This is a genomic window from Flavobacterium sp., from assembly GCF_035299245.1.
Lineage (GTDB): Bacteria > Bacteroidota > Bacteroidia > Flavobacteriales > Flavobacteriaceae > Flavobacterium.
In genome coordinates this window covers 228,426-250,938 of sequence record NZ_DATGWY010000016.1, presented here as the reverse complement: position 1 = coordinate 250,938, position 22,513 = coordinate 228,426, and the positions used below count along the sequence as shown (strand labels likewise).

Here is a 22,513-nt window from a genome sequence, read left to right as displayed (position 1 = left end):
AATTTGTTAGACAAAATAGACAACAATGAATAAAAAAGTAATCGTTCTAGGATTAGCAGTTTCAGCTTTGATAATTGCTTGCGCCACCAATCCATTCACAGGAAAAAAAACAATGGCATTGGTAGGAAATAATGAAATTTTCCCTTCGGCTTTCCAACAATACAATCAGTTTTTGTCAGAGAACAAAGTTGTAACCGGAACAGCAGATGCTAAAAAAATTGAAACTATTGGAACAAAAATAAAAGTAGCTGCCGAACGTTGGCTTACAGCTAATGGTCATGCTGATTATTTGAATGGTTACCAATGGGAATACAAACTTGTAGAAAGCAAAGACGTTAATGCTTGGTGTATGCCAGGTGGAAAAATTGTATTCTATACAGGAATTTTGCCGATTTGTAAAACGGATGCCGGAATTGCATGTGTAATGGGGCACGAAGTTTCGCATGCTCTTGCTAATCACGGGCAACAACGTATGAGTGCCGGTTTATTACAACAATTAGGTGGAGTAGGTGTTGCTGTTGCTACTGGAGGAAAAAGTGAAGAAACTCAACAAATTGCTATGACAGCCTATGGTGCTGCCACTCAATTAGGAGGAATGCTACCGTTCAGTAGAGCACACGAAACGGAAGCCGATCAAATAGGATTGTTATTAATGGCAATTGCGGGTTATAATCCAGATGAATCAGTTGTTTTTTGGGAAAGAATGTCGGCTAGCGCTGGAGGAAACAAACCGCCAGAATTCATGAGCACGCACCCAGCAGATGAAACGCGTATTGCTAATTTAAGAGCTTTGATTCCACAAGTGAAAGCTGAAGCTGCAAAATTTGGCGTAACGTTTAAATAATAATTGACGTAAAATAAAAATAGTATATTTGAAGTCGTTCGTATCAATGAACGACTTTTTTATTTTAAATAATTCGACCCTATGGCAAATCTCGAAAAAGGAAATCCAAAATTAATCAACGCTTGGGCATTTTATGACTGGGCAAATTCTGTGTATAGTTTAGTAATTGCAACTGCAGTTTTTCCTATTTACTACGAATCAATAACCAGTGAAAATGACGGGATTGTTCGCTTTTTAGGAACCGAGTTTCACAATTCAACATTGCTGTCGTATTCTTTATCTTTTTCATTCTTGATAGTAGCTATTCTCTCTCCAATATTATCCGGAATTGCCGATTATACAGGAAACAAAAAGAAATTTTTACAGTTTTTTTGTTATTTAGGATCGCTTTCAGTGATGAGTTTGTTTTTCTTTAAAGATGTGGAAACTTTGTGGATTGGTATCGTTTTTACCATTTTGGCAAGCATTGGTTTTTGGGGAAGTATTGTTTTTTACAATTCCTATTTGCCTGAAATTGCTGAACCCAAAGATCATGATAGAGTGAGTGCCAAAGGTTTCATGTTTGGTTATACAGGTTCGGTTTTGCTGTTAGCTTTTAATCTAATAATGGTGATGAAACCCGAATTATTTGGGATTTCAGATCCAGCATTACCCGCTCGAATTTCATTTTTAATGGTTGGAATTTGGTGGATGGGATTTGCACAAGTGACTTTTTATCATTTACCAAACAATGTATTCCACAAAAAACCTGAAAAAGATTTTATTTTTAAAGGATTTAAAGAATTAAAAGAAGTACTTAAAAGTCTAAAACAAGAAACCAGTTTAAAACAGTTTTTGACAGCGTTCTTTTTATACAGTACAGGAGTACAAACTATTATTCTATTAGCAGGACTGTATGGGAAAAAAGAACTCGGAATTGATACTAACAAATTAATCATAACAATTCTATTGATTCAAGTGGTTGCTATATTTGGAGCTTTTTTATTTTCTCGAATTTCTGAGAAAATAGGAAACATTAAGGCTCTTAAACTAACCATAGCTATTTGGGGTTTAATTTGTTTTGCGGCCTATCTTTTAGACAAAGATAACAAGTACATTGATTTACAATTTTATTCGCTGGGAGCAACCATCGGAATGGTGTTAGGAGCCATTCAATCGTTATCAAGATCAACTTACTCTAAATTATTGCCTGATACTGAGGATCATGCAACCTACTTCAGCTTCTTTGACGTAACAGAAAAAATTGCAATTGTCTTAGGAACATTTATTTTTGGATTTGTTGGTGCGATTTCAGATAGTTTAAAGAACTCAATTTTTATTTTGGCAATATTTTTCCTTTTGGGTTATATAGTGCTAAGTTTCATGAAAAGAACTCATTTAACTAGTAAATAATAGTGTAAGAAAAATTTTAATCCTATCAGAATTTATTTATATTTGAAAAAAATAATTCACAATGAACAAAACAAAATTTGTATCAATTTTAGCATTTCTTTTAGTCTCAATCTCATTTATTTCATGTGATAATGAACCAATTGATAGCATGATTGATTTAGATGATTTTACGGATGTAGTCGTTGATGATGATGATGGTGTTTCGACAGGCGATTATTGGCCAGCAGCTTTAAATAATCAATGGACTTTTAGTCAGAATGGAGTAAATCAAGAGCCAATGAAAATAGTTTCAATCAATTCTATTGATGGAAATACATATTACACTTTTAATGCAACTTTTGGTACAAGCTTGAATGGAGCAACTGCTTCACCAGTTAGCCGATTAAGAAAATCATCGGGAAATTATTATTTAAAAATTGATCCATTTGAGATTGATTACGGACAAGGATTGACAGGTAATATTTCAGGTTTTGAAACATTGTTGTTAAAAGATAATTTATCCAATGGCCAAACTTGGACAGGAACTTACAATCAAACTACAACTTTTAGTGACCCAACATTTCCGGCTATCGTAATGAATACTAGTTATACAGGTGAAATTCTCAATAATAATACAAGTATTACTGTAAATGGTGAAACTTTTAACAATGTAATCAACGTCAGAATTACTCAACTAACAAGTGTGTCAGGAGCGCCAACAGCAGAAGTCCAAACGGATTATTGGTTTGCTAAAGATGTCGGCCCAGTGAAAACAATTAACTACGACACAACAACTAATTTACCCGCTTACACAAGTTTGTTACAAAACTATATACTAAATTAATCATTTAATAAAATTGAATTAACCGCTTTTAAGCGGTTTTTTTATTATAAAAAATTAATTACATTTGGAAAAAATTTTAAAATGAGAAGAATTCAATTTATATCATTACTTTTTTTAGTTTTTGCATCGATTTCATTTGTATCGTGTGACAACGAACCAATTGATAGCGCTATTGATCTTGATGATTTTGGTGGAGATGGTAATGGTGGGAATAATCAAGGTAATTCAGTTTTCAAGGCCACCATTGAAGGTGAAGTTTTTACTTCAAATAATCTAATTGCAAGCTATTCTGATACTTCTTTCGGTCCACAATTAGCAATCACAGCAATTAATTCTGTTGGAGAGTCGATTTCAATCCAATGTATTAACCCTTCAGTTGGAACTTTTTCTGCAAATACAACAGCTTCTACTTTGTTATTGTTTCAATACAATTCAACAATAACTGGAGGTAGCGCGTATTCATCACTTAACTCTTCTAATAATACATCTGTAGGAAGCTTAACGATTACGTCATTTAATACTACAACAAATAAAATTTCTGGGACATTTAGTTTTACTGGGTTTAATGCAACAAATTCTTCTTTGCAAACTCAGATTACCCTTGGTGAATTTACAAATATCTCTTTTTCAAATACAACAACCAACAATACATCGGTCAATGGTACTTATAAATTAACCGCTTTTAATACATCAATTCCCACCGATCTAAATGGCGATGGAACATCTGTTACAAACCAATTGAACGAAACAACGTGTTTAAATGATATGTTTTTGACTTTAAACGCAAACAATACATTTACCGCAGATTCCAAAGGGGTAGAAATTACCATTAATAATGTAATAGGTTGTTTTACTGACCCCGATATAACTGGAACATGGTCAGTGACAGGTAATGTCCTAACGTTAACCTACGTTGATGCTGGCGACACCTATAATGATTCGTATACCATAAATGGAAATACCTTATCTTTAACAGTTCAAGATGGAACAGTTGTTGGTACTGCAGGAGGAAACCCTGTCGAACTTACATGTGACATTACAATTGTGTATACAAAACAATAATGAACAAAATATCAAAAAAAATCCGTCTTTTTGGCGGATTTTTTTTTACGGCATAGTCATTGCATTTGTATTAAACTCATCGATGAACTACACATAGCCCATTTTTAAAGGCTTTTTTATTGCTGTACATCGATTTTAATTTATTTTTTTAATTAGTTAAAGTACATTTGTTTTATATTTAATGTCATTTTGACAACTATTACTTTTATTATGCCAGATCATAAAATTATATCTTTTGACAATTTGTCGCTTCAAGAGTTCGATACGGAAGCCGAATTGATTCCGTTGATGACTCCAGAAGACGAAGAAGAAATGTCGAAAGAGAAGTTACCTTCATCGCTGCCTATATTACCCCTTCGTAACACTGTATTGTTTCCTGGTGTAGTTATTCCAATTACAGCAGGTCGAGATAAGTCGATAAAATTAATTAATGAAGCCAATGCAGGTGATAAAATCATTGGCGTTGTTGCTCAGAAAAATGAAGAAGATGAAGATCCTACCAAAAACGACATTCATCAAATCGGAACGGTAGCGCGAATCCTTCGTGTGTTAAAGATGCCCGATGGAAACGTAACTGTAATTCTTCAAGGTAAAAAACGGTTCGAAGTGGACGCTGTGATTCAAGAAACTCCTTACATCAAAGCAACCATCAAAGAAGTACAGGAAATTCGTCCTAGTTTTCACGATACAGAATTCAATACTATTGCTGATTCTATCCGTGATCTTGCCGTTCAAATCATAAAAGAAAGCCCAAATATTCCAACCGAAGCGACTTTTGCCATCAAGAACATTGAAAGCCAATCGTTCTTAATCAATTTTGTTTCTTCTAACATGAATCTTTCAGTTGAAGAAAAGCAGAATTTATTGAAGATGAATGTGCTCAAAGAAAGAGCATTAGAAACTTTGCGTTACATGAATGTTGAGTTTCAGAAATTGGAGCTTAAAAATGACATTCAATCTAAAGTTCGATTTGATTTAGATCAACAACAACGCGAATACTTCTTGCACCAACAAATGAAAACCATTCAAGAAGAATTGGGTGGTGTTTCCAATGAACAAGAGTTTGAAGAAATGCGTACGCGTTCTAAAACAAAAAAATGGAACGAAAAAACACAAAAACATTTCGAAAAAGAATTCAGTAAGTTACAGCGAATGAATCCACAAGCGCCCGATTTTGGTATTCAACGTAATTATTTGGAATTAATTCTTGATTTGCCTTGGAATGAATTCTCAAAAGATAAATTTGATTTAAAAAACGCTCAAAAAATTCTTGACCGCGATCATTTTGGTCTAGAAGATGTAAAAAAGCGCATGATTGAACATTTGGCTGTTCTTAAATTGCGTAACGATATGAAATCGCCAATTATTTGCTTAACTGGACCTCCAGGTGTAGGTAAAACTTCCATCGGTAAATCTGTAGCAGAAGCATTGGGTAGAGAATATGTACGAATTTCATTAGGCGGATTGAGAGATGAAGCTGAAATTCGCGGACACCGAAAAACCTATATCGGTGCAATGCCCGGACGAATCATTCAAAGCATTAAAAAAGCCAAAACATCCAATCCGGTTTTTATTTTAGATGAAATTGATAAATTGTCAGTTAGCAATCAAGGCGATCCATCTTCAGCATTACTCGAAGTTTTAGATCCAGAACAAAATAATGATTTCTACGATAATTTCTTAGAAATGGGTTATGATTTGTCTAAGGTGATGTTCATTGCAACATCCAACAATATGGCAACCATTCAACCTGCTTTGAAAGATCGTATGGAAGTCATCAAAATGACTGGTTATACGACCGAAGAGAAAGTGGAAATTGCACGTCAACATTTATTCCCAAAACAATTAAAAGAACACGGATTGAATGCAAAGCAATTAACAATCGGTAAAAAGCAATTGGAAAAAATCATCGAAGGCTATACTCGAGAGTCAGGTGTTCGTAGTTTAGAACAAAAAATAGCACAAGTCATTCGTAATGCAGCTAAATCAGTTGCAATGGAAGAAGAGTACAATGTAAAAGTAACCGACGAAGATATTGTAGCCATTTTAGGTTCTCCAAAATTAGAACGAGACAAAGCAGAAGGTAATGATGTGGCTGGAGTAGTAACTGGTTTGGCATGGACATCAGTTGGTGGTGATATACTTTTTATTGAGTCGTTGATTTCTAGTGGAAAAGGGACTTTAACCTTAACCGGAAATTTAGGTACTGTAATGAAAGAATCAGCAACAATTGCTTTGGAATACATCAAGTCAAATGCTGATTTATTTGGAATCAATCCTGAGATTTTGGGCAAATACAATTTCCACTTACACGTTCCCGAAGGTGCAACACCAAAAGATGGTCCGAGCGCCGGAATTGCCATGTTGACTTCATTGGTTTCTCTTTTAACTCAAAGAAAAATCAAGAAAAGTATCGCTATGACAGGTGAAATTACACTTCGTGGTAAAGTTTTACCAGTTGGCGGAATCAAAGAAAAAATTCTGGCTGCTAAAAGAGCTAATATTAAAGAAATCATCTTGTGTCACGAAAATAAAAGTGATATAGAAGAAATCAAATCCAGTTATTTAGAAGGATTGACTTTTCATTATGTGAAAGAAATGAGCGAAGTTATAGCTATTGCCATTACCAATCAAAAAGTAAAAAACGCAAAAAATCTGTAATTTAGCTTCAAAATAATCAGAAGGCATAAGTTTTTCTTATGCCTTTTTTTTGCTTTTACCTTACGTTTAAAAATAATATCTTCGCAACTCCGTTATAGGATAGGTCAAGTTGTAAAACATATATGTTAAAAAAGCTAATTATCTCTTCTTGTATACTTTTTTGCGCTGTAAATTACAGTCAAATAGGAGGTAATTCTGTATATCAGTTTCTCAATCTTGTAACTTCACCCAGACAAGCAGCTTTAGGAGGAAAAGTAATTACGATTTACGATAGCGATGTTAATCAAGCGCATTTCAATCCAGCTACTATCAATGCTGAAATGGACAATCATTTATCATTGAACTACGGAAATTTGTACGGTGAAATTACTTATGGCACGGCTTCTTACGCCTATACTTACGATCGACACGTACAAACATTTCACGCTGGAGTCAATTATGTCAACTATGGAAAATTTGATGGTTACGACGAATTAGGTCAACCTACATCTAGTTTTACGGGAAGTGATATTGCGTTGTCGTTTGGGTATGCCTATAATGTTCCGTTTACCGAATTGTATGTGGGAGCCAATGCCAAACTCATCAATTCAACTTTAGAAAGTTACAGCTCTTTTGGAGCAGCTGTCGATTTGGGAGCATTGTACATCGATACTCAAAACGATATCAATTGGGCTTTGGCCATTCGTAATCTGGGAACACAAATCACAACGTATGCTGGAACACAAGAAAAATTACCTTTAGAAATTATTGCAGGTGTTTCGCAGGAAGTAGAAAATGTTCCTATTCGTTGGCATTTAACTTTAGAAAATTTACAGCAATGGAAAATCGCTTTTGTAAACCCGAATCGCGCGGTTGGAAATATTGATGGTGGTTCAACAGAAGAAAAAGTGTCATTTTTTAATAATGCATTGCGTCACGTTATTTTTGGAGCCGAATTATTTCCAACCAAAGGATTTAATATACGACTGGGTTATAACTTTAGAAGATCAGAAGAATTACGTATTTTAGAACAACGAAGTTTCTCGGGTCTTTCAGTAGGTTTCGGGTTGAAAATGAGAAAATTAAAATTTAATTATTCGTATTCACGATATACTTTAGCAGCCAACACCAGTTTATTCGGATTAACGATTAACTTTGGCGACGAATATTAAACTGTAGCGTATTGAACACAATTACTATTGCCATCGACGGATTTTCTTCAACAGGAAAAAGCACTTTAGCTAAACAATTAGCCAAACACCTAGGCTATGTGTATGTTGATACTGGCGCTATGTACAGAGCAATTGCACTTTTTGCCATGCAAATGGGTTACATTACAAACGAGTTTTTTGATAAAGAAACCTTAATCAATAGTTTACCCAACATCAAATTACATTTTGAGTTCAATTCTGAATTAGGTTTTGCCGAAATGTATCTTAACGATGTCAATGTAGAAAAAGAAATCCGAACCATCGAAGTTTCCAGCTTTGTTAGCAAAATAGCCGAAGTTTCTGAAGTACGCGCCAAATTGGTCGAACAACAACAAGAAATGGGCAAAGGAAAAGGAATTGTAATGGACGGACGTGATATCGGAACCGTTGTCTTTCCAAATGCGGAACTCAAGATATTCATGACTGCTAGCCCGGAAACTCGTGCGCAACGTCGTTTTGACGAACTTCAAGCCAAAGGCGATTCGGTAACATACGAAGAAGTCTTGAAAAATGTCCAAGAACGTGATTACATTGATACACACCGCGATGATTCTCCTTTAGTCAAAGCCGATGACGCCATAGAAATTGATAATTCGTATTTGACACGTGAAGAACAATTTACCGCCGTTTTAGAATTGGCTGAAGAAATTATTTCTAACTAATTTTCTTTTTGAACTTTGTCATTTCGACGAAGGAGAAATCTCACAATAAAATTACATTATTAATGGCAGATTGATTTTTTTGCAAATCTCATTTTTAATAGTAGATTTACAATCTATTTACATTAACTATATCTATAATTATGAGTTTAAAATTGAGATTAACAATAATGAGTTTTCTCCAATTCTTTGTTTGGGGTGCGTGGCTGATTACCGTAGCCAATTATTGGTTTGGAACGAAACAATGGAGTGGAGCCGAATTTGGCGCTATTTTTTCAACTTTAGGAATTTCGTCCATCTTCATGCCAGCCATTACCGGAATCATTGCTGATAAATGGATGAATGCTGAAAAACTTTACGGAATATTACATATTTTAGGTGGTGTTGCCTTGATGTACATACCACAAGTAGAAGATCCAACTACATTTTACTATGTGATTTTTGCAGCGATGTTGTGTTACATGCCCACAATTTCATTATCCAATTCGGTTGCTTATAACATTCTTAAAAATAATAATTACGATGTTGTTAAGGTATTTCCACCGATTAGAGTTTGGGGAACAATAGGTTTTATTGCCGCTATGTGGCTGACCAATTTGTCTGGAAATAAGGCTTCTGCAAATATGTTCTATATATCAGCAATCGCTGCCTTTATTTTAGGAATTTATTCTTTCACATTGCCTAAATGTCCACCACAAAATTTAATTGCTAAAGATGCCTCATTTGCTGAAAAATTTGGCTTTAGTGCTTTTAAATTATTTGGAACTTACAAAATGGCGTTGTTCTTTTTGTTTTCTATGTTTTTGGGTGGAGCATTGCAATTGACCAATATGTACGGTGATGTTTATTTGTCAGAATTTGCCAATGTGGCAGAATATAAAGACTCATTCGTAGTTAAATATTCAACCATTATCATGTCGATTTCTCAGATATCAGAAACTTTGTTCATTCTTGCAATTCCGTTTTTCTTGAAACGATTCGGAATCAAACAAGTGATGTTAATCTCAATGATTGCTTGGGTTTTGCGTTTCGGACTTTTTGCTTATGGCAATCCAGTAGATGGTTTATGGATGATTATTGTTTCGTGTATAGTATACGGAATGGCATTCGATTTCTTCAATATTTCGGGTTCATTATTTGTTGAAACCACAACCGATTCCAAAATTCGTTCTTCAGCTCAAGGATTATTCATGATGATGTCCAACGGATTTGGTGCCTTTTTTGGTGGATTGATAAGTGGAATTATCATTGATAACTATTTTACTCACGATGGAGCACGCGACTGGCACAACATTTGGCTTTCGTTTGCAGGTTACGCATTGGTAATCGCAATTTTATTTGCTGTTTTGTTCAAACACAAACACAATCCTAACGATGTTAAAGATGTAAAACATTAAATAAAGAATCCTCTCCAACGAGAGGATTTTTTTTAACTCAAATTCTTAGCTCCTATTAGTTCACTGGAAATAATTCCTTATAATAATATATATTTGTTTATCTTTAATTCTACTGCTATGAAAAAGGTATTCTTTCTATTTATTTTTTCTTTTGTTTTGCATCTAAATGCACAAGTAATCAATTTTCCTGATACTGTTTTAAGAAGTCGATTGGTTGCGGCTAACCCATCAAGTTATACTGCTTTTAATTTTAATGACGCTCCAGTAAAAGTAGACACCAACAACGACGGACAAATACAAGTTAGCGAAGCATTACTCATCAAAAAATTAAGTTTAAGAAGTCAATCGTTTAATATATCCTTTCCACACATAACTGATTTGACTGGGATGGATTTTTTTACTAATTTGGAAGTATTGGATATTAATACTAACTATATTTCTACAATAAACTTATCATTGCCTAACCTTAAAGAGTTATTGTGTGGTGTAAACATGTTGACATCTTTAAATTTAAGCAACTTAGTTAGTTTAGAAAAAATAGATTACAGCTACAACACACAACTTCCACCAGTTAATTTTAGTGGTTTAAATAACGTTAAACATGTTATTTGTACTAATAATCAATTGTCTTCAATAGCCAATTTAAGTTCGTTGAGTAATCTTCAATCATTAGAATGTTCCTATAATAATTTTACTGAATTAGACCTGAGTTTATTCATCCATTTAGAATCTTTAGAATGCTATAACAATCAATTGACTTCGTTGAATCTTTCAGGTTTAAATTTGAAACGACTTAATTATAGCAATAATACTCAAGTTCCATTAGTTGATTTCACTCAATTCCCTAATCTTGAGTATCTTGAGTGTTCGAATAATGCATTGCAGAACATTGTAAACGTTTCAAATTGCCCTAATCTGAGGTATTTATCGTGTAATAACCTTCAACTTACTACACTTGATTTGAGTAATTGTTCTGACTTACAGTGGATTTATTGTACTAATAATTTATTAACAACATTAGAGTTGAATCATTTGACCGATTTGATTGTGCTATCATGCTCTAACAATCAGCTCAATACATTGTTTCTAAAAGGATTTACCAATCCATTTCTTGGTATCTCTGATATTTTCTTTGGTGGAAATCCCAATTTGAATTACATCTGTTGCAATGAAAGTCAAATTGATTATTTTCAATACAGAATTAATGGTTATGGCTATACTAACTGTTTTGCAAACACTTACTGTACATTTACTCCTGCAGGCAATTATTATGTAATTGAAGGAAATGAAAAATTAGACAGTAATCAAAATGGTTGTGATTTATTAGATATCAGTGTTCCCAATTTGAAATTCAACATTAATGATACGTTTTCAAATTCAACAACAATATCTAATTTATCAGGTGCTTATTCACTTCCTTTAGCAGCGGGTGATTATACCATTACTCCAATACTTGAAAATCCTAATTATTTTACTATTCTACCTACATCATTTGACGCCCAATTTCCGGCTGATCCAAGTCCTTTTATTCAAGATTTTTGTGTTTCAGTCAATGGTGTTCATCCCGATTTAGAAGTTATTTTATCTCCAAATAGCGCAGCAAGACCGGGAAATGATGCCCAGTACAGGATTTATTATAAAAATAAAGGAAATCAAATTCAGTCAGGTTCAATTCAATTATCATTTGATGATAGTACCTCAGATTTAGTGTCTTCAACTCCAGCAGTTTCAAATCAAATTGCAAACCAATTGTCATGGGATTTCAACAATCTTCAACCATTTGAAATGAGACAAATTAATTTGACTATTAATCTGAATTCACCTACCGAAATTCCGCCATTGAATAGTGGTGATGTATTAAGTTATACAGTAACTATTGACGGTGGAGCAGATGAATTGCCAGTTGATAATACTTTTTCTTTAAATCAAACCGTAAGTAACTCGTACGATCCCAACGACAAAACTTGTCTTGAAGGAGCAACAATTGCGCTTGATAAAGTAGGTGAGTTCGTACATTACCTAATTCGTTTTGAAAATACAGGAACTGCCAATGCAGAAAATATTGTGGTAAAAGACTTATTTGATACTACAAAATTTGATGTTGCTACATTAATTCCGATTGATGGAAGCCACGAATTTTATACTCGAATAACCAATACAAATCAAGTAGAATTCATTTTTGAAAACATACAATTGCCTTTTGATGATGATAATAATGATGGTTTTGTAATTTTCAAAATTAAAATTAAATCAACGTTAACAGCAGGAAGTTCTTTTAGCAATACCGCTAGTATCTACTTTGATTATAACTTCCCAATTGTCACCAATATAGCAACTACAACTATTCAAGCTCTTGTTAATCAAGATTTTGATTTTTCAAATTACTTTGAACTAGCACCCAATCCAACAAAAGATATTTTGAATATTCATACTAAAAATGATATTGAATTATCTTCTATCAGTATTTACAATGCATTAGGTCAGTTAGTGGTTATAATTCCAAACGCTAAAGAAACAACGAGCATCGATGTATCCAATTTAACATCTGGAACTTATTTTATAAAAGTAATGTCAGACAAAGGAAGTTCAAACTCTAAGTTCATCAAACAATAAAAAAAATCCTCTCATAACGAGAGGATTTTTTTATATCACTTTTTTAATAACTCTAAGTCGGTGTGTATGTCTGTTGGTCTCGGCATTGTAAATACCTAAATGGTCCAAGCGGTCAATTCTGACTTTTCCACTGGCGTGAATGATATAGTTGTTTTCTAAAATGATTCCAACATGAATGATATTTCCTTCTTCATTGTCAAAAAACGCCAAATCACCTGGTTCACTTTCTTCAATAAAACTCAACACTTCACCTTGGTTGGCTTGTTGTGATGCGTCTCTGAATAATTTATAACCATTCAATTTATAAACCATTTGTGTAAAACCTGAACAATCAATTCCAAACGGTGTTTTTCCACCCCATAAATAAGGAGAATTCAAATACATATAAGCCGTTGAAACTAAATTTGACTTGGGTTTTACACCGCTGATTTTCAATCCTTCAAACTCGTAATTCTGAGTATTTAAATCGGTATGATTCAAAAACGATAATGACGCGCCTAACGAAATCGGAATTAAAACATTGGTAGGAGTAGAGACGTATTCTACCAAATCAGAATTCAAAATAATAGCCTCTTTTGAAAGTAATTTGTAATTTTCTTCCGATATAATTTGGTACTGTTTACTATCTACCCAACCTTCATAATCATCATAGTGTAACTTGATTTTTGACCATTGATTGAGTGTGTCAATAATTTCAAAATGTTCGCCAAATAATACTTGCGATACAATCTCGCTTCGATCACTAGGCTCAAAACGCAGCGGAATTATTGATAAATTACAAATACCAAACATGTTTTTAATTGATAATGGATAATTGATAATTGATAATTAATAATTAATAATTAATAATGGATAATTATCAATTGTCAATTGTTAATTATTTAGGCTCGTTCAATCACAATTGCAGATGCTCCACCTCCACCATTACAAATAGCAGCAGCACCGATTTTAGCATTGTTTTGTTGTAAAACATTGATTAGTGTCACCACAATTCGCGCTCCCGAACAACCCAGCGGATGTCCCAATGACACTGCACCACCATTTACATTGATTTTGTCATTCGATAAACCTAAAATCTGAGCATTAGCCAATCCTACTACCGCAAAAGCTTCATTAAACTCAAAATAATCTACATCCGATATCGAAATTCCAGCTTTATCCAACGCTTTTGGCAATGCTTTTGCTGGAGCAGTAGTAAACCATTTTGGTTCTTGAGCTGCATCGGCATACGATTTTATATAAGCCAATGGTTTTAATCCCATGGCATTTGCTTTTTCTTCAGTCATTAAAATTACAGCAGCAGCGCCATCATTAATTGTAGAAGCATTAGCAGCAGTAACAGTTCCGTCTTTAGTGAAAACGGCATTTAAAGTTGGTATTTTATCCAAACGAACATTTGTGTATTCCTCGTCTTTAGTAACCATAATTGGATCGCCTTTGCGTTGAGGAACAGCTACTGGAATAATCTCAGCATCAAATTTTCCGGCTTCCCATGCTTTTGCTGAACGTTCATACGATTGAATTGCGAATGCATCTTGTGCTTCACGAGATATTTTGTATTCAGACGCACATAGGTCGGCAGAAACACCCATGGCGTTACCATCGTAAGCATCTTGCAAACCGTCTTTCTGCATTCCGTCAACCATAGATGTTGGCCCAAACTTAACACCATTTCTGAGGTGAACGTAATGCGGAATCAAACTCATGTTTTCCATTCCACCTGCAACAACAATTTCAGCATCACCAGCCATAATTGCTTGCGCTCCCATCATTATCGATTTCATTCCAGAAGCACATACTTTATTTACTGTAGTACAAGCAACATTAGTAGATAAACCTGCGTGTAAAGCCGCTTGTCTTGCTGGAGCTTGTCCTACACCAGCTTGAACTACATTACCCATAAAAACTTCATCAATTAGATTGGGATCTAAATTTATTTTTTCTAGTGCTCCTTTAATAGCTGCAGCTCCCAAATGAGAAGCCGAAACAGTTGATAATGAACCCATAAAACTTCCAATTGGAGTCCGTACTGCCGAAACTATAACTACTTTTTTGCTCATATTCTTATTATTGAAAAGTTGGTTTGTTTATTTGTTATGCAAAATTACTATTTTTTGAGTAAAATAGTACTATTCCTGATTGCAATTCCAGTTGAAATTGGCTAATTTCTCAAGATTGCCTCCGTTCAAGTTGTAATGCCACCATTCCGAATCAAATGATTTAAAGTTATGTTTGAGCATTATTTCCTTCAGTAATTTGCGGTTCTTTTTTACTTCTTCTGAAACATTGGTGTAATTATGGCTTGATGCTTCTCCAAAAAAATCAAAAGAAGTTCCCATATCCAATTCTTTTCCTTTACTATCAACTAATGTAATGTCAACAGCACAACCGCGATTATGAATAGAGCCTTTTGCAGGATCAGCAACATAAATAGGGTTTGGAACAATTTGCCACATTTTTTTCTGAATCGAAAGCGGACGGTAGCAATCAAAAATTTTAATTCGATAACCTAAAGTGATGAATTCTTTGTTGGCTTCAATTAATGAAAGAATGGTTTTTTGGCGCAAATAACATTCGGGACAATCATATACTGCTTGCTTCAAAAAATTATCGTTGGTTGCGTATTTCATGTCGTATACAAAATCGGCACTCATTGCCCTAAGACTGATAAAAGTAGTATCGCTTATTATTGACTTTGTAGAAATGATTTCGGCTTTAAGTTCTGGGTTAGAAACTGGAATTGTATTGTTTACTGTCTTACAATTCATGAATAAGAGAACAAAAAAGCTGAAAAGAAGGTGTTTTAGGGGAATCATATTCTTTTTTTGTACAAGATAAGAAAATATTGGAAACAATAAAACCTACTCAGAGATGAAGTTTGTTTTCTGATTTTAAAAGGATTTGCTGCGCACATCCATCAAAGCTCCGCTTTGAAAATAATAAGCCCAAAAAATAAAATTAGAATGAATTCCATTTTATTTTTTGGGCTTATTATTTATTCGTGATCTCAGAAGGATTCGAACCTTCGACCTACTGCTTAGAAGGCAGTTGCTCTATCCAGCTGAGCTATGAGACCATTCCTTCAGTAGTAACTGAAAATGACTTTTAAAGTCGGGGTGGCAGGATTCGAACCTGCGGCCTCCTGCTCCCAAAGCAGGCGCGATAACCGGGCTACGCTACACCCCGAAAAAAAGCGGAGAGACAGGGACTCGAACCCTGGCGACGGTTACCCGTCGACAGATTAGCAATCTGCTCCGTTACCACTCCGGCACCTCTCCTAAACTTTTAATTTTTATAAAAGAACTTTCGCTTTAAGCGGTTGCAAATGTAACTTATGATAACAATATTTACAAGTATTTCAAGTGTTTTTTTTTGTTGTTATTGCAATAATAAATAAAATGCTTAATAATCAATCATATAGATTCTGAATTTCTTTTACTCAATGCATTTTAAATAATCCATAAAATAGGTTGCGGGTTTAAAAACAGACCGATCCGCCTCAGAAACAAACTCTTCTTTGATGATATAATCTACAGTTTCAGTTGAAAATTTTATTCGCATAAGTGATATTGGTGAGTTCTTAAGTTCTTCAAATGTATCTTTCATAAATAAAAAATAACCTGATAATATTCTGCAGTTTTTATTGTCAATAAAAATGGAGTTCCCACAGTTTTCTTCATTGATACTTATTAAAGTTACAATTTTACCATTTTCTAGTTGGAAATATATTTTTGAGGTTGAATCAAAACATGCAACCGGAATGAACTCGCTACTTTTTTGTATTATTTTGATATTTAAAGAAGGGAACTCACCACTATCAATCAAAGAAAAGAATATTGATTTTTCACTTCCTCCAAAAAAACGTTCATGTGCTAAAAACTCTTTTGTCGATTTATAAGTACCAATACTGTCTGTAACATTAGTGTTATATTCGCATTCTTTTTGTGCGAATAAAGTTGAGAAATTAATTAAGAAAAGAACTAAAAAAAACTTTTTCATTATTCATTTATTTTGGTGCAAAGTAATACAATTTTATCATTATTTATGTTTGTAGTAAAAAAACAATACAAACTTCCTCCATCTTTAATTTTCCATTTTTTTCTGAGGTTTTCTACTGTTTCTGGGAAATTTCGTGTGGTGATATTAGCTTTAGTATTCTCTAAAAATTGTTTCATTGATGATTTCGAATAATCAATTACTTTATTCAACTCAAAAACTCTACCGGGAAATTCAACTAAATCATTGGATGTATATAAATGTGAGTGTTTGTGCAATTTTGACACTTTATATAAATCACAAATCACATCAAATTCACCTGATTTAAGAACGGCACTATTGGGTTCGTATAGGTACTTTTGAGGTAAGGAATAAAGAGCTTCCGAATCCGAATTCAATAAGAATACTGAGTTGTCTGTTTTGGTTTTCTGAATGTTTACTGCTTTGATTTTTATTGAATTAACATAGTTTTTTTCAAGTAGCCAAAGCAATTCTTTAACTTCGTTGTCAACAGCAATTATATGAATTTCTTTGACGTTTTTCAGTTCGTTTAGCCCAGAGGAAAGATCTAAAATTGGAGCCGTTTTTATTAAAATATTAGCGGAAAATTTGAAGTATTCATCAAGCAATTCAGGAACATTAGGCAAACAATCTTTGAGCATGAATACTTTTCCTTTAGCATCATTCCTACGCGATGGATCAATATAAATCCAATCAAAAAGTTGATTTAATTCACGTAAAATAGATGAACTATTTCCTTGAAAACAACCAATATTATTACAGTTTAATTGTACAAAATTATGCTTAACAATCTCTGAAAGTTCCTCGTTGATTTCACAATGAATAATTTTTTTAATTTTTTTTGAAAAATAATAATCATCAACACCAAAGCCACCTGTTAAATCTATTAAAGTTTCGCCTGATAGCAAACCCGATTTATACAATGCTGCTGGTTCAGAAGAAGTTTGCTCAATTGAAATCTTACTGGGATAAATTATTTTTTTTGTTCCATACCAAGTAGGAAGTTTATCTTTACTTTTGGTTCGAGCTTCAACTTGATTCAATAGTATTTTGTAATCAATTTCAGGAAACGGGTTTTTCGACAACGCCAATTTAGAAATATCAGAACCAGTTTTTTCAACGATGAATTCCTGAATATTGGGTTGCAAAATTGTATTGATATCCATTTTGGAAATTTGAAATGTGCTTAAATATTTCGTGTTAATGCTTTGATGATTTTTACTTCTGGAAAAAATTCCTTGCCAATGACTTTCAAGATAGTGTAGAGTGGAACTGCGATAATCATCCCAACGATTCCAAATAAAATTCCAGCAATCAAAATTACCAAGAAAATTTCTAATGGATGTGAGTTGACGCTTTTAGAAAAAATAATAGGTGAAGAAACATTATTGTCAATTAATTGAACAATAAAAAATCCAATCATTACATAAATAGTTGTTGGAAGAGTAACGGTTTGAAAGTCGTTATTAATATTACTTAACATAGTTAAAACTCCAGCTAAAATGGATCCAATAAGCGGACCTACATAAGGGATGATGTTTAGTATAGCACACAAAAAAGCAATTACAAATGCATTCTCAACTCCAAAAATCAACAACACAATTAGGTATAAAATGCAAATAATTGTCAATTGAATAATCAATCCAATAAAATACCGTGTCAATAAATCTCGAATTTTATCAATGGAATTCAATATTTTATCTTCTTGACTTTCTGGTATAATGCGTTTGACACCAACAATGAACTGAACTTTGTCTTTTAAAAAGAAAAAACTAATAAAAAATACAGATACTATACCAATCCCCAAACTGCTTATGGTTCCGATGACTGAGTTAAAAAAATCAGTAAAATAGTTGAACCGCAATTTCGAAGTCAAATCGGCTTCTTTGACCACTTGCTCTATATCAATATTATGAGAATCTAAATAAGTATTGAGTTGACCATACAAACTGACCAATCGTGTTTGGATGGATTGGGTATCTAATAATGACAAATTATTTCCTTGTGAGGTGATTAATGGGACAAAAAGCAAGAACAAACCAATCAACAAAAATATAAAAAGAACCAAAGTAGTTGAAACCGCTAAAGTATTTGAAAATTTAAGCTTTTTTCGAAGAAATTCAATTATAGGATTGGCTATCATTGAAAAAATAATAGCCACAATGATATAGATAATTACGGTTTGAATTTGATAAATAAAATAGAGTAGAAGTACTATCAAAGTAAGTATTCCGATGGCTCTTAGAATTCCGTTAGCGATGGTTTTTGAAGTAAGCATTTTTTAAAATTTCCTAAAAATAAAAAAAACTCACCAATTAATGATGAGTTTCTTTTTAAAATATGCTATTTCTGTTATTATGGTTGTGCGAATGAGTTTCTAGCGCCACCAACAGCAAATATAGCTTCCATTCTTGCTTTTTGACCTAATGAGAACATGTACATTCCAGCATCATCGGTATAATCCATATAATTCATAGTCATTTCAACTGGTGTTCCAGCACAAGTACTGTAATGAGGATAAGCTGGAATTCCGTAATTAGCAGTATTGTGAGTTGGAGTGTCAGCAACTAAGTCATTTCCACAAGTAGTATCGCCCCAAATGTGACGTAAGTTCATCCAGTGACCTACTTCGTGAGTGGCAGTTCTTCCTAAATTAAAAGGTGCAGTTGCTGTACCAGTAGTACCAAAATAACGATAGTCAATAACTACTCCATCAGTAGCAGAAGCACCTCCAGGAAATTGTGCGTATCCTAAGATTCCGTTTCCAATTGTACATACCCAAAGGTTCAATTTAGTTGTAGGAGATGTAGGAGCAATTCCGCCTTTGCTAGTTTTTTTCATCGCGTCTGCTGTTCCCCAAGATGTTTTAGTTGTTGATTTTCTAACTACTTGATCCAAAACAAATGTGATTCCAACATTTGCTTTTACGCCAGAGAACAAAGCAGGAACTGAATTATAATCCGTATTTTGGGCGTTAAAATCTTTATTTAAAACGTCAATTTGTGATTGGATTTGAGCCAATGAAACATTTTGAGCTGCTGTTTTGTAAAGTACATTAACAACTACTGGAATTTCAATTTTTCCGTTCACTAAACGATTGTGATGACCGTGTGAAATGTACTCATTGGTAAAGTCTTCAATTTCTTGCAATCGTTGAGCCATTCCTGGATTTTCTAACAATTGTCTTTTTAAAACTTCGTCTGACTCACATTTTCTTTCAGAAGCAACTGGAGTTGAATCATCTGCGCTTAATTTTTCTTCGTTTTGACATGAAAACAACATCATCAATAAGGATGCTGATAATAAGATTTTTTTCATAAATAAAGTATGGTGTTTGGTTAATTATTAGCAATTTTATAATAAATAGTTTTAAAAAGAAAACATTTGGTAATTTTTTTATTAAAAAATCGACGAAATGCATTGTTGATAACTATTTAGTCTGCTGTAATTAGTCCTGACTTTATTTAGATATTTAGTTGCAGAAGATGTAATTCAAGATGTTAGTTCCCATTTTCAAAGCTTTTTCACGTACTTCTTTTGGGTCGTTGTGTACTTCTGGATCTTCCCAACCATCGCCCAAGTCACACTCAAAAGTGTATAAAAGCACTAATCTATTGTTTTCAAAAATACCAAAGGCTTGAGGTCTTTTGCCGTCGTGCTCGTGAATTTTAGGCAATCCGCCAGCAAAAGTGTAGGGTTTTTGAAAAATAGCATGATTAGCAGGAATCTCAACTAAGTTATTATTAGGAAAAAGTTTCTTTATTTCTTTGCGTATGTACTCATCCATACCGAAGTTGTCATCAATGTGCAGAAAACCTCCTGAAAGCATATAGTTTCTGAGATTGATTACATCACTTTCATTAAAAACAACATTTCCATGTCCGGTCATGTGTACAAATGGATAGGAAAATAATTCGGGACTACTTGGCTCAACGGTTACTGCTTTAGTTTTTATTTTGGTGTTGATGTTTTGATTGGCAAAACGAATCAAATTGGGCAATGAAGTTGGGTTGGCATACCAATCGCCTCCGCCACTGTATTTTAAAAGAGCAATTTCCTGTGAGAAAACAGAAGTTGAAAGCAATAGCAATAAAAATAAATAGTTTTTCATTGATTTATTCATTTGTATAAACAACACTATGACAAGCTACAATGGCAGCGGTTTCAGTTCGTAAACGAGTGCTTCCCAAAGATACAGGAATATAATTAGCATCCAAAGCCAATTGGATTTCTTTAACAGAAAAATCACCTTCCGGACCAATTAGGATTGTACAATCGCTATTCGATTGCAATTCATTCTTCAGCGATTTTTTGTCCGTTTCTTCACAATGAGCGATGAATTTTTGCCCGCTAAAGTCTCTTTTTACAAATTCTTTAAAATAAATCGGCTCGTTTAATTTAGGTAAATAATAATGCAACGATTGTTTCATAGCCGATTCAATTATCTTAACAAAACGATCGGTTTTGACTACTTTTCGCTCCGAATGTTCGCAAATAATAGGAGTAATTTCTTGTATGCCAATTTCGGTTGCTTTCTCCAAAAACCATTCGTAACGTTCGTTCATTTTAGTCGGAGCAACCGCTAAATGCAAGCGAAACTTTGGTCGTTCTTGTTGTTCAAAAGAAACAATCTCAACCGTACATTTATTGTCCGAAGCTAGTTTTATTTTGGTAGTAAATAAAAAACCTAAACCATTGGTTACGTGTAAAATATCATTTTCTTTTTTACGTAAAACTTTAATAATATGTTTGCTTTCTTCTTTATCAAAAATAAAAGAAGTTTCGGTCGAATTTATGGTTGGGTTGTAGAATAATTGCATCTTAAAATTCGATTCTGGCTTTCGATACAATTGAAGCATCGTTAAACTTATTTTCTAAAAATTTATAGTAGCCCACAATTCCTATCATTGCAGCATTATCAGTTGTGTATTCAAACTTCGGAATAAAAGTCTTCCAACCGTATTTGGATTCAGCATTTTTCAAAGTAGTTCTAATGCCTGAATTTGCCGAAACTCCACCACCAATCGCAATTTGATTGATTCCAGTCTCAGCCACTGCCAATTTCAACTTATCCATTAAAATTTCTATGATTATATTTTGAATAGAAGCACAAACATCCGCTTTGTTTTCTTCAATAAAATTCGGATTTTCTTTTACATTTTTCTGTACAAAGTACAAAATCTGTGTTTTCAATCCCGAAAAACTAAAGTTCAAACCTTCCACTTTGGGTTTGGTGAAAGCAAATCGTTTCGGGTTACCTTCTTTTGCTAATTGGTCAATTAACGGTCCACCAGGATAAGGCAAACCTAATATTTTTGCGGTTTTATCAAATGCTTCACCAACAGCATCATCTGTAGTTTCACCGATGATTTCCATATCAAAAAAACTATTAACTTTTACGATCTGTGTATGTCCGCCGGAAATTGTCAAAGCCAAAAAGGGAAACTTGGGTTTATCAAATCCTTCTTCATCAATAAAATGAGCTAAAATGTGAGCGTGCATGTGATTCACAGCTATCAATGGAACATGCAATGCCATCGATAATGATTTAGCAAAAGAAGTTCCAACAAGCAGCGACCCCATCAATCCCGGACCTTGAGTAAAAGCAATGGCTTTTAATTGGGAACGATCAACATTGGCCTTCTTGAGTGCAACATCAATCACAGGGACAATGTTTTGTTGGTGTGCTCTCGAGGCCAGTTCAGGTACAACTCCGCCATATTCTTCATGAATACTTTGGCGCGCAACAACATTCGATAGTACTTTGTCGTTATTAAGAACTGCTGCTGCTGTATCATCGCATGAACTTTCTATTGCAAGAATATAGACATCGGACTTACTCATTGGGCATAATT

At 33.8% G+C, this 22,513-nt stretch carries 19 protein-coding genes and 3 tRNA genes; 9 read left to right on the top strand and 13 right to left on the bottom strand.

From position 1 onward, the window contains the following. The first annotated feature begins 25 nt into the window (after nucleotides 1-25). From VK161_RS12440 to VK161_RS12400, 9 genes are all read left to right on the top strand, one after another. Entirely contained in the window at nucleotides 26-844 is an 819-nt protein-coding gene (locus VK161_RS12440) for a M48 family metallopeptidase (protein ID WP_324215105.1), read from the top strand. Between the two features lie 81 nt (nucleotides 845-925). Continuing rightward, the gene (locus VK161_RS12435; protein WP_324215104.1) at nucleotides 926-2,236 is read left to right on the top strand and encodes an MFS transporter; all 1,311 of its coding nucleotides are present in this window, start codon (nucleotides 926-928) and stop codon (nucleotides 2,234-2,236) included. 61 nt (nucleotides 2,237-2,297) lie between these two features. After that, nucleotides 2,298-3,059: a hypothetical protein gene (locus VK161_RS12430; protein WP_324215103.1), complete on the top strand. Its 762-nt coding sequence runs from the start codon at nucleotides 2,298-2,300 to the stop codon at nucleotides 3,057-3,059. An 81-nt stretch (nucleotides 3,060-3,140) separates the two neighbouring features. Beyond that, nucleotides 3,141-4,121 carry a lipocalin family protein gene (locus VK161_RS12425; RefSeq protein WP_324215102.1) on the top strand — a complete coding sequence of 327 codons (981 nt, stop codon included), beginning with the start codon at nucleotides 3,141-3,143 and terminating at the stop codon, nucleotides 4,119-4,121. A gap of 210 nt (nucleotides 4,122-4,331) precedes the next feature. Continuing rightward, nucleotides 4,332-6,782 carry an endopeptidase La gene (lon, locus tag VK161_RS12420; protein ID WP_324215101.1) on the top strand — a complete coding sequence of 817 codons (2,451 nt, stop codon included), beginning with the start codon at nucleotides 4,332-4,334 and terminating at the stop codon, nucleotides 6,780-6,782. A gap of 122 nt (nucleotides 6,783-6,904) precedes the next feature. Continuing rightward, complete coding sequence (gene porQ, locus VK161_RS12415) at nucleotides 6,905-7,933, top strand: type IX secretion system protein PorQ (protein WP_324215100.1); 1,029 nt, start codon at nucleotides 6,905-6,907, stop codon at nucleotides 7,931-7,933. 11 nt (nucleotides 7,934-7,944) lie between these two features. Further along, nucleotides 7,945-8,634 carry a (d)CMP kinase gene (gene cmk / locus VK161_RS12410; protein WP_324215099.1) on the top strand — a complete coding sequence of 230 codons (690 nt, stop codon included), beginning with the start codon at nucleotides 7,945-7,947 and terminating at the stop codon, nucleotides 8,632-8,634. A 140-nt stretch (nucleotides 8,635-8,774) separates the two neighbouring features. Further along, nucleotides 8,775-10,028 carry a nucleoside permease gene (locus VK161_RS12405; RefSeq protein WP_324215098.1) on the top strand — a complete coding sequence of 418 codons (1,254 nt, stop codon included), beginning with the start codon at nucleotides 8,775-8,777 and terminating at the stop codon, nucleotides 10,026-10,028. Nucleotides 10,029-10,145: 117 nt separating this feature from the next. Then, nucleotides 10,146-12,641 (top strand): DUF7619 domain-containing protein, encoded by a 2,496-nt coding sequence (locus VK161_RS12400; RefSeq protein WP_324215097.1) that lies wholly within the window; start codon nucleotides 10,146-10,148, stop codon nucleotides 12,639-12,641. Nucleotides 12,642-12,671: 30 nt separating this feature from the next. On the opposite strand, the gene VK161_RS12395 is transcribed toward VK161_RS12400, so the two are convergent. The 13 genes from VK161_RS12395 to tsaD all read right to left on the bottom strand — a co-directional run bounded on the left by VK161_RS12395 (nucleotide 12,672) and on the right by tsaD (nucleotide 22,502). Next, on the bottom strand, nucleotides 12,672-13,433 hold the full coding sequence (locus VK161_RS12395; RefSeq protein WP_324215096.1) for a C40 family peptidase: 762 nt from the start codon (nucleotides 13,431-13,433) through the stop codon (nucleotides 12,672-12,674). Between the two features lie 89 nt (nucleotides 13,434-13,522). After that, the gene (locus tag VK161_RS12390) at nucleotides 13,523-14,701 is read right to left on the bottom strand and encodes an acetyl-CoA C-acyltransferase (protein WP_324215095.1); all 1,179 of its coding nucleotides are present in this window, start codon (nucleotides 14,699-14,701) and stop codon (nucleotides 13,523-13,525) included. Nucleotides 14,702-14,770: 69 nt separating this feature from the next. After that, nucleotides 14,771-15,409, bottom strand: a complete 639-nt coding sequence (locus VK161_RS12385) for a M15 family metallopeptidase (RefSeq protein ID WP_324215094.1) — start codon at nucleotides 15,407-15,409, stop codon at nucleotides 14,771-14,773. Nucleotides 15,410-15,643: 234 nt separating this feature from the next. Continuing rightward, a tRNA-Arg gene (locus VK161_RS12380) sits at nucleotides 15,644-15,717 on the bottom strand. Between the two features lie 35 nt (nucleotides 15,718-15,752). After that, a tRNA-Pro gene (locus VK161_RS12375) sits at nucleotides 15,753-15,827 on the bottom strand. Nucleotides 15,828-15,835: 8 nt separating this feature from the next. Next, a tRNA-Ser gene (locus VK161_RS12370) sits at nucleotides 15,836-15,919 on the bottom strand. Between the two features lie 157 nt (nucleotides 15,920-16,076). Further along, the gene (locus tag VK161_RS12365; RefSeq protein ID WP_324215093.1) at nucleotides 16,077-16,640 is read right to left on the bottom strand and encodes a hypothetical protein; all 564 of its coding nucleotides are present in this window, start codon (nucleotides 16,638-16,640) and stop codon (nucleotides 16,077-16,079) included. Then, complete coding sequence (locus VK161_RS12360) at nucleotides 16,640-17,824, bottom strand: THUMP-like domain-containing protein (RefSeq protein ID WP_324215092.1); 1,185 nt, start codon at nucleotides 17,822-17,824, stop codon at nucleotides 16,640-16,642. The genes VK161_RS12365 and VK161_RS12360 overlap by 1 nt, the downstream gene beginning before the upstream one ends. A gap of 20 nt (nucleotides 17,825-17,844) precedes the next feature. Continuing rightward, complete coding sequence (locus VK161_RS12355; protein ID WP_324215091.1) at nucleotides 17,845-18,936, bottom strand: AI-2E family transporter; 1,092 nt, start codon at nucleotides 18,934-18,936, stop codon at nucleotides 17,845-17,847. Between the two features lie 77 nt (nucleotides 18,937-19,013). Next, on the bottom strand, nucleotides 19,014-19,976 hold the full coding sequence (locus VK161_RS12350) for a zinc metalloprotease (protein WP_324215090.1): 963 nt from the start codon (nucleotides 19,974-19,976) through the stop codon (nucleotides 19,014-19,016). A gap of 154 nt (nucleotides 19,977-20,130) precedes the next feature. Further along, on the bottom strand, nucleotides 20,131-20,769 hold the full coding sequence (locus VK161_RS12345) for a DUF4159 domain-containing protein (RefSeq protein ID WP_324215089.1): 639 nt from the start codon (nucleotides 20,767-20,769) through the stop codon (nucleotides 20,131-20,133). Between the two features lie 4 nt (nucleotides 20,770-20,773). Continuing rightward, nucleotides 20,774-21,478 (bottom strand): 16S rRNA (uracil(1498)-N(3))-methyltransferase, encoded by a 705-nt coding sequence (locus tag VK161_RS12340; RefSeq protein ID WP_324215088.1) that lies wholly within the window; start codon nucleotides 21,476-21,478, stop codon nucleotides 20,774-20,776. Between the two features lies 1 nt (nucleotide 21,479). After that, a complete protein-coding gene (gene tsaD, locus VK161_RS12335) occupies nucleotides 21,480-22,502 on the bottom strand; it encodes a tRNA (adenosine(37)-N6)-threonylcarbamoyltransferase complex transferase subunit TsaD (protein WP_324215087.1) in 1,023 nt (340 codons plus the stop codon). Nucleotides 22,503-22,513 lie beyond the last annotated feature (11 nt).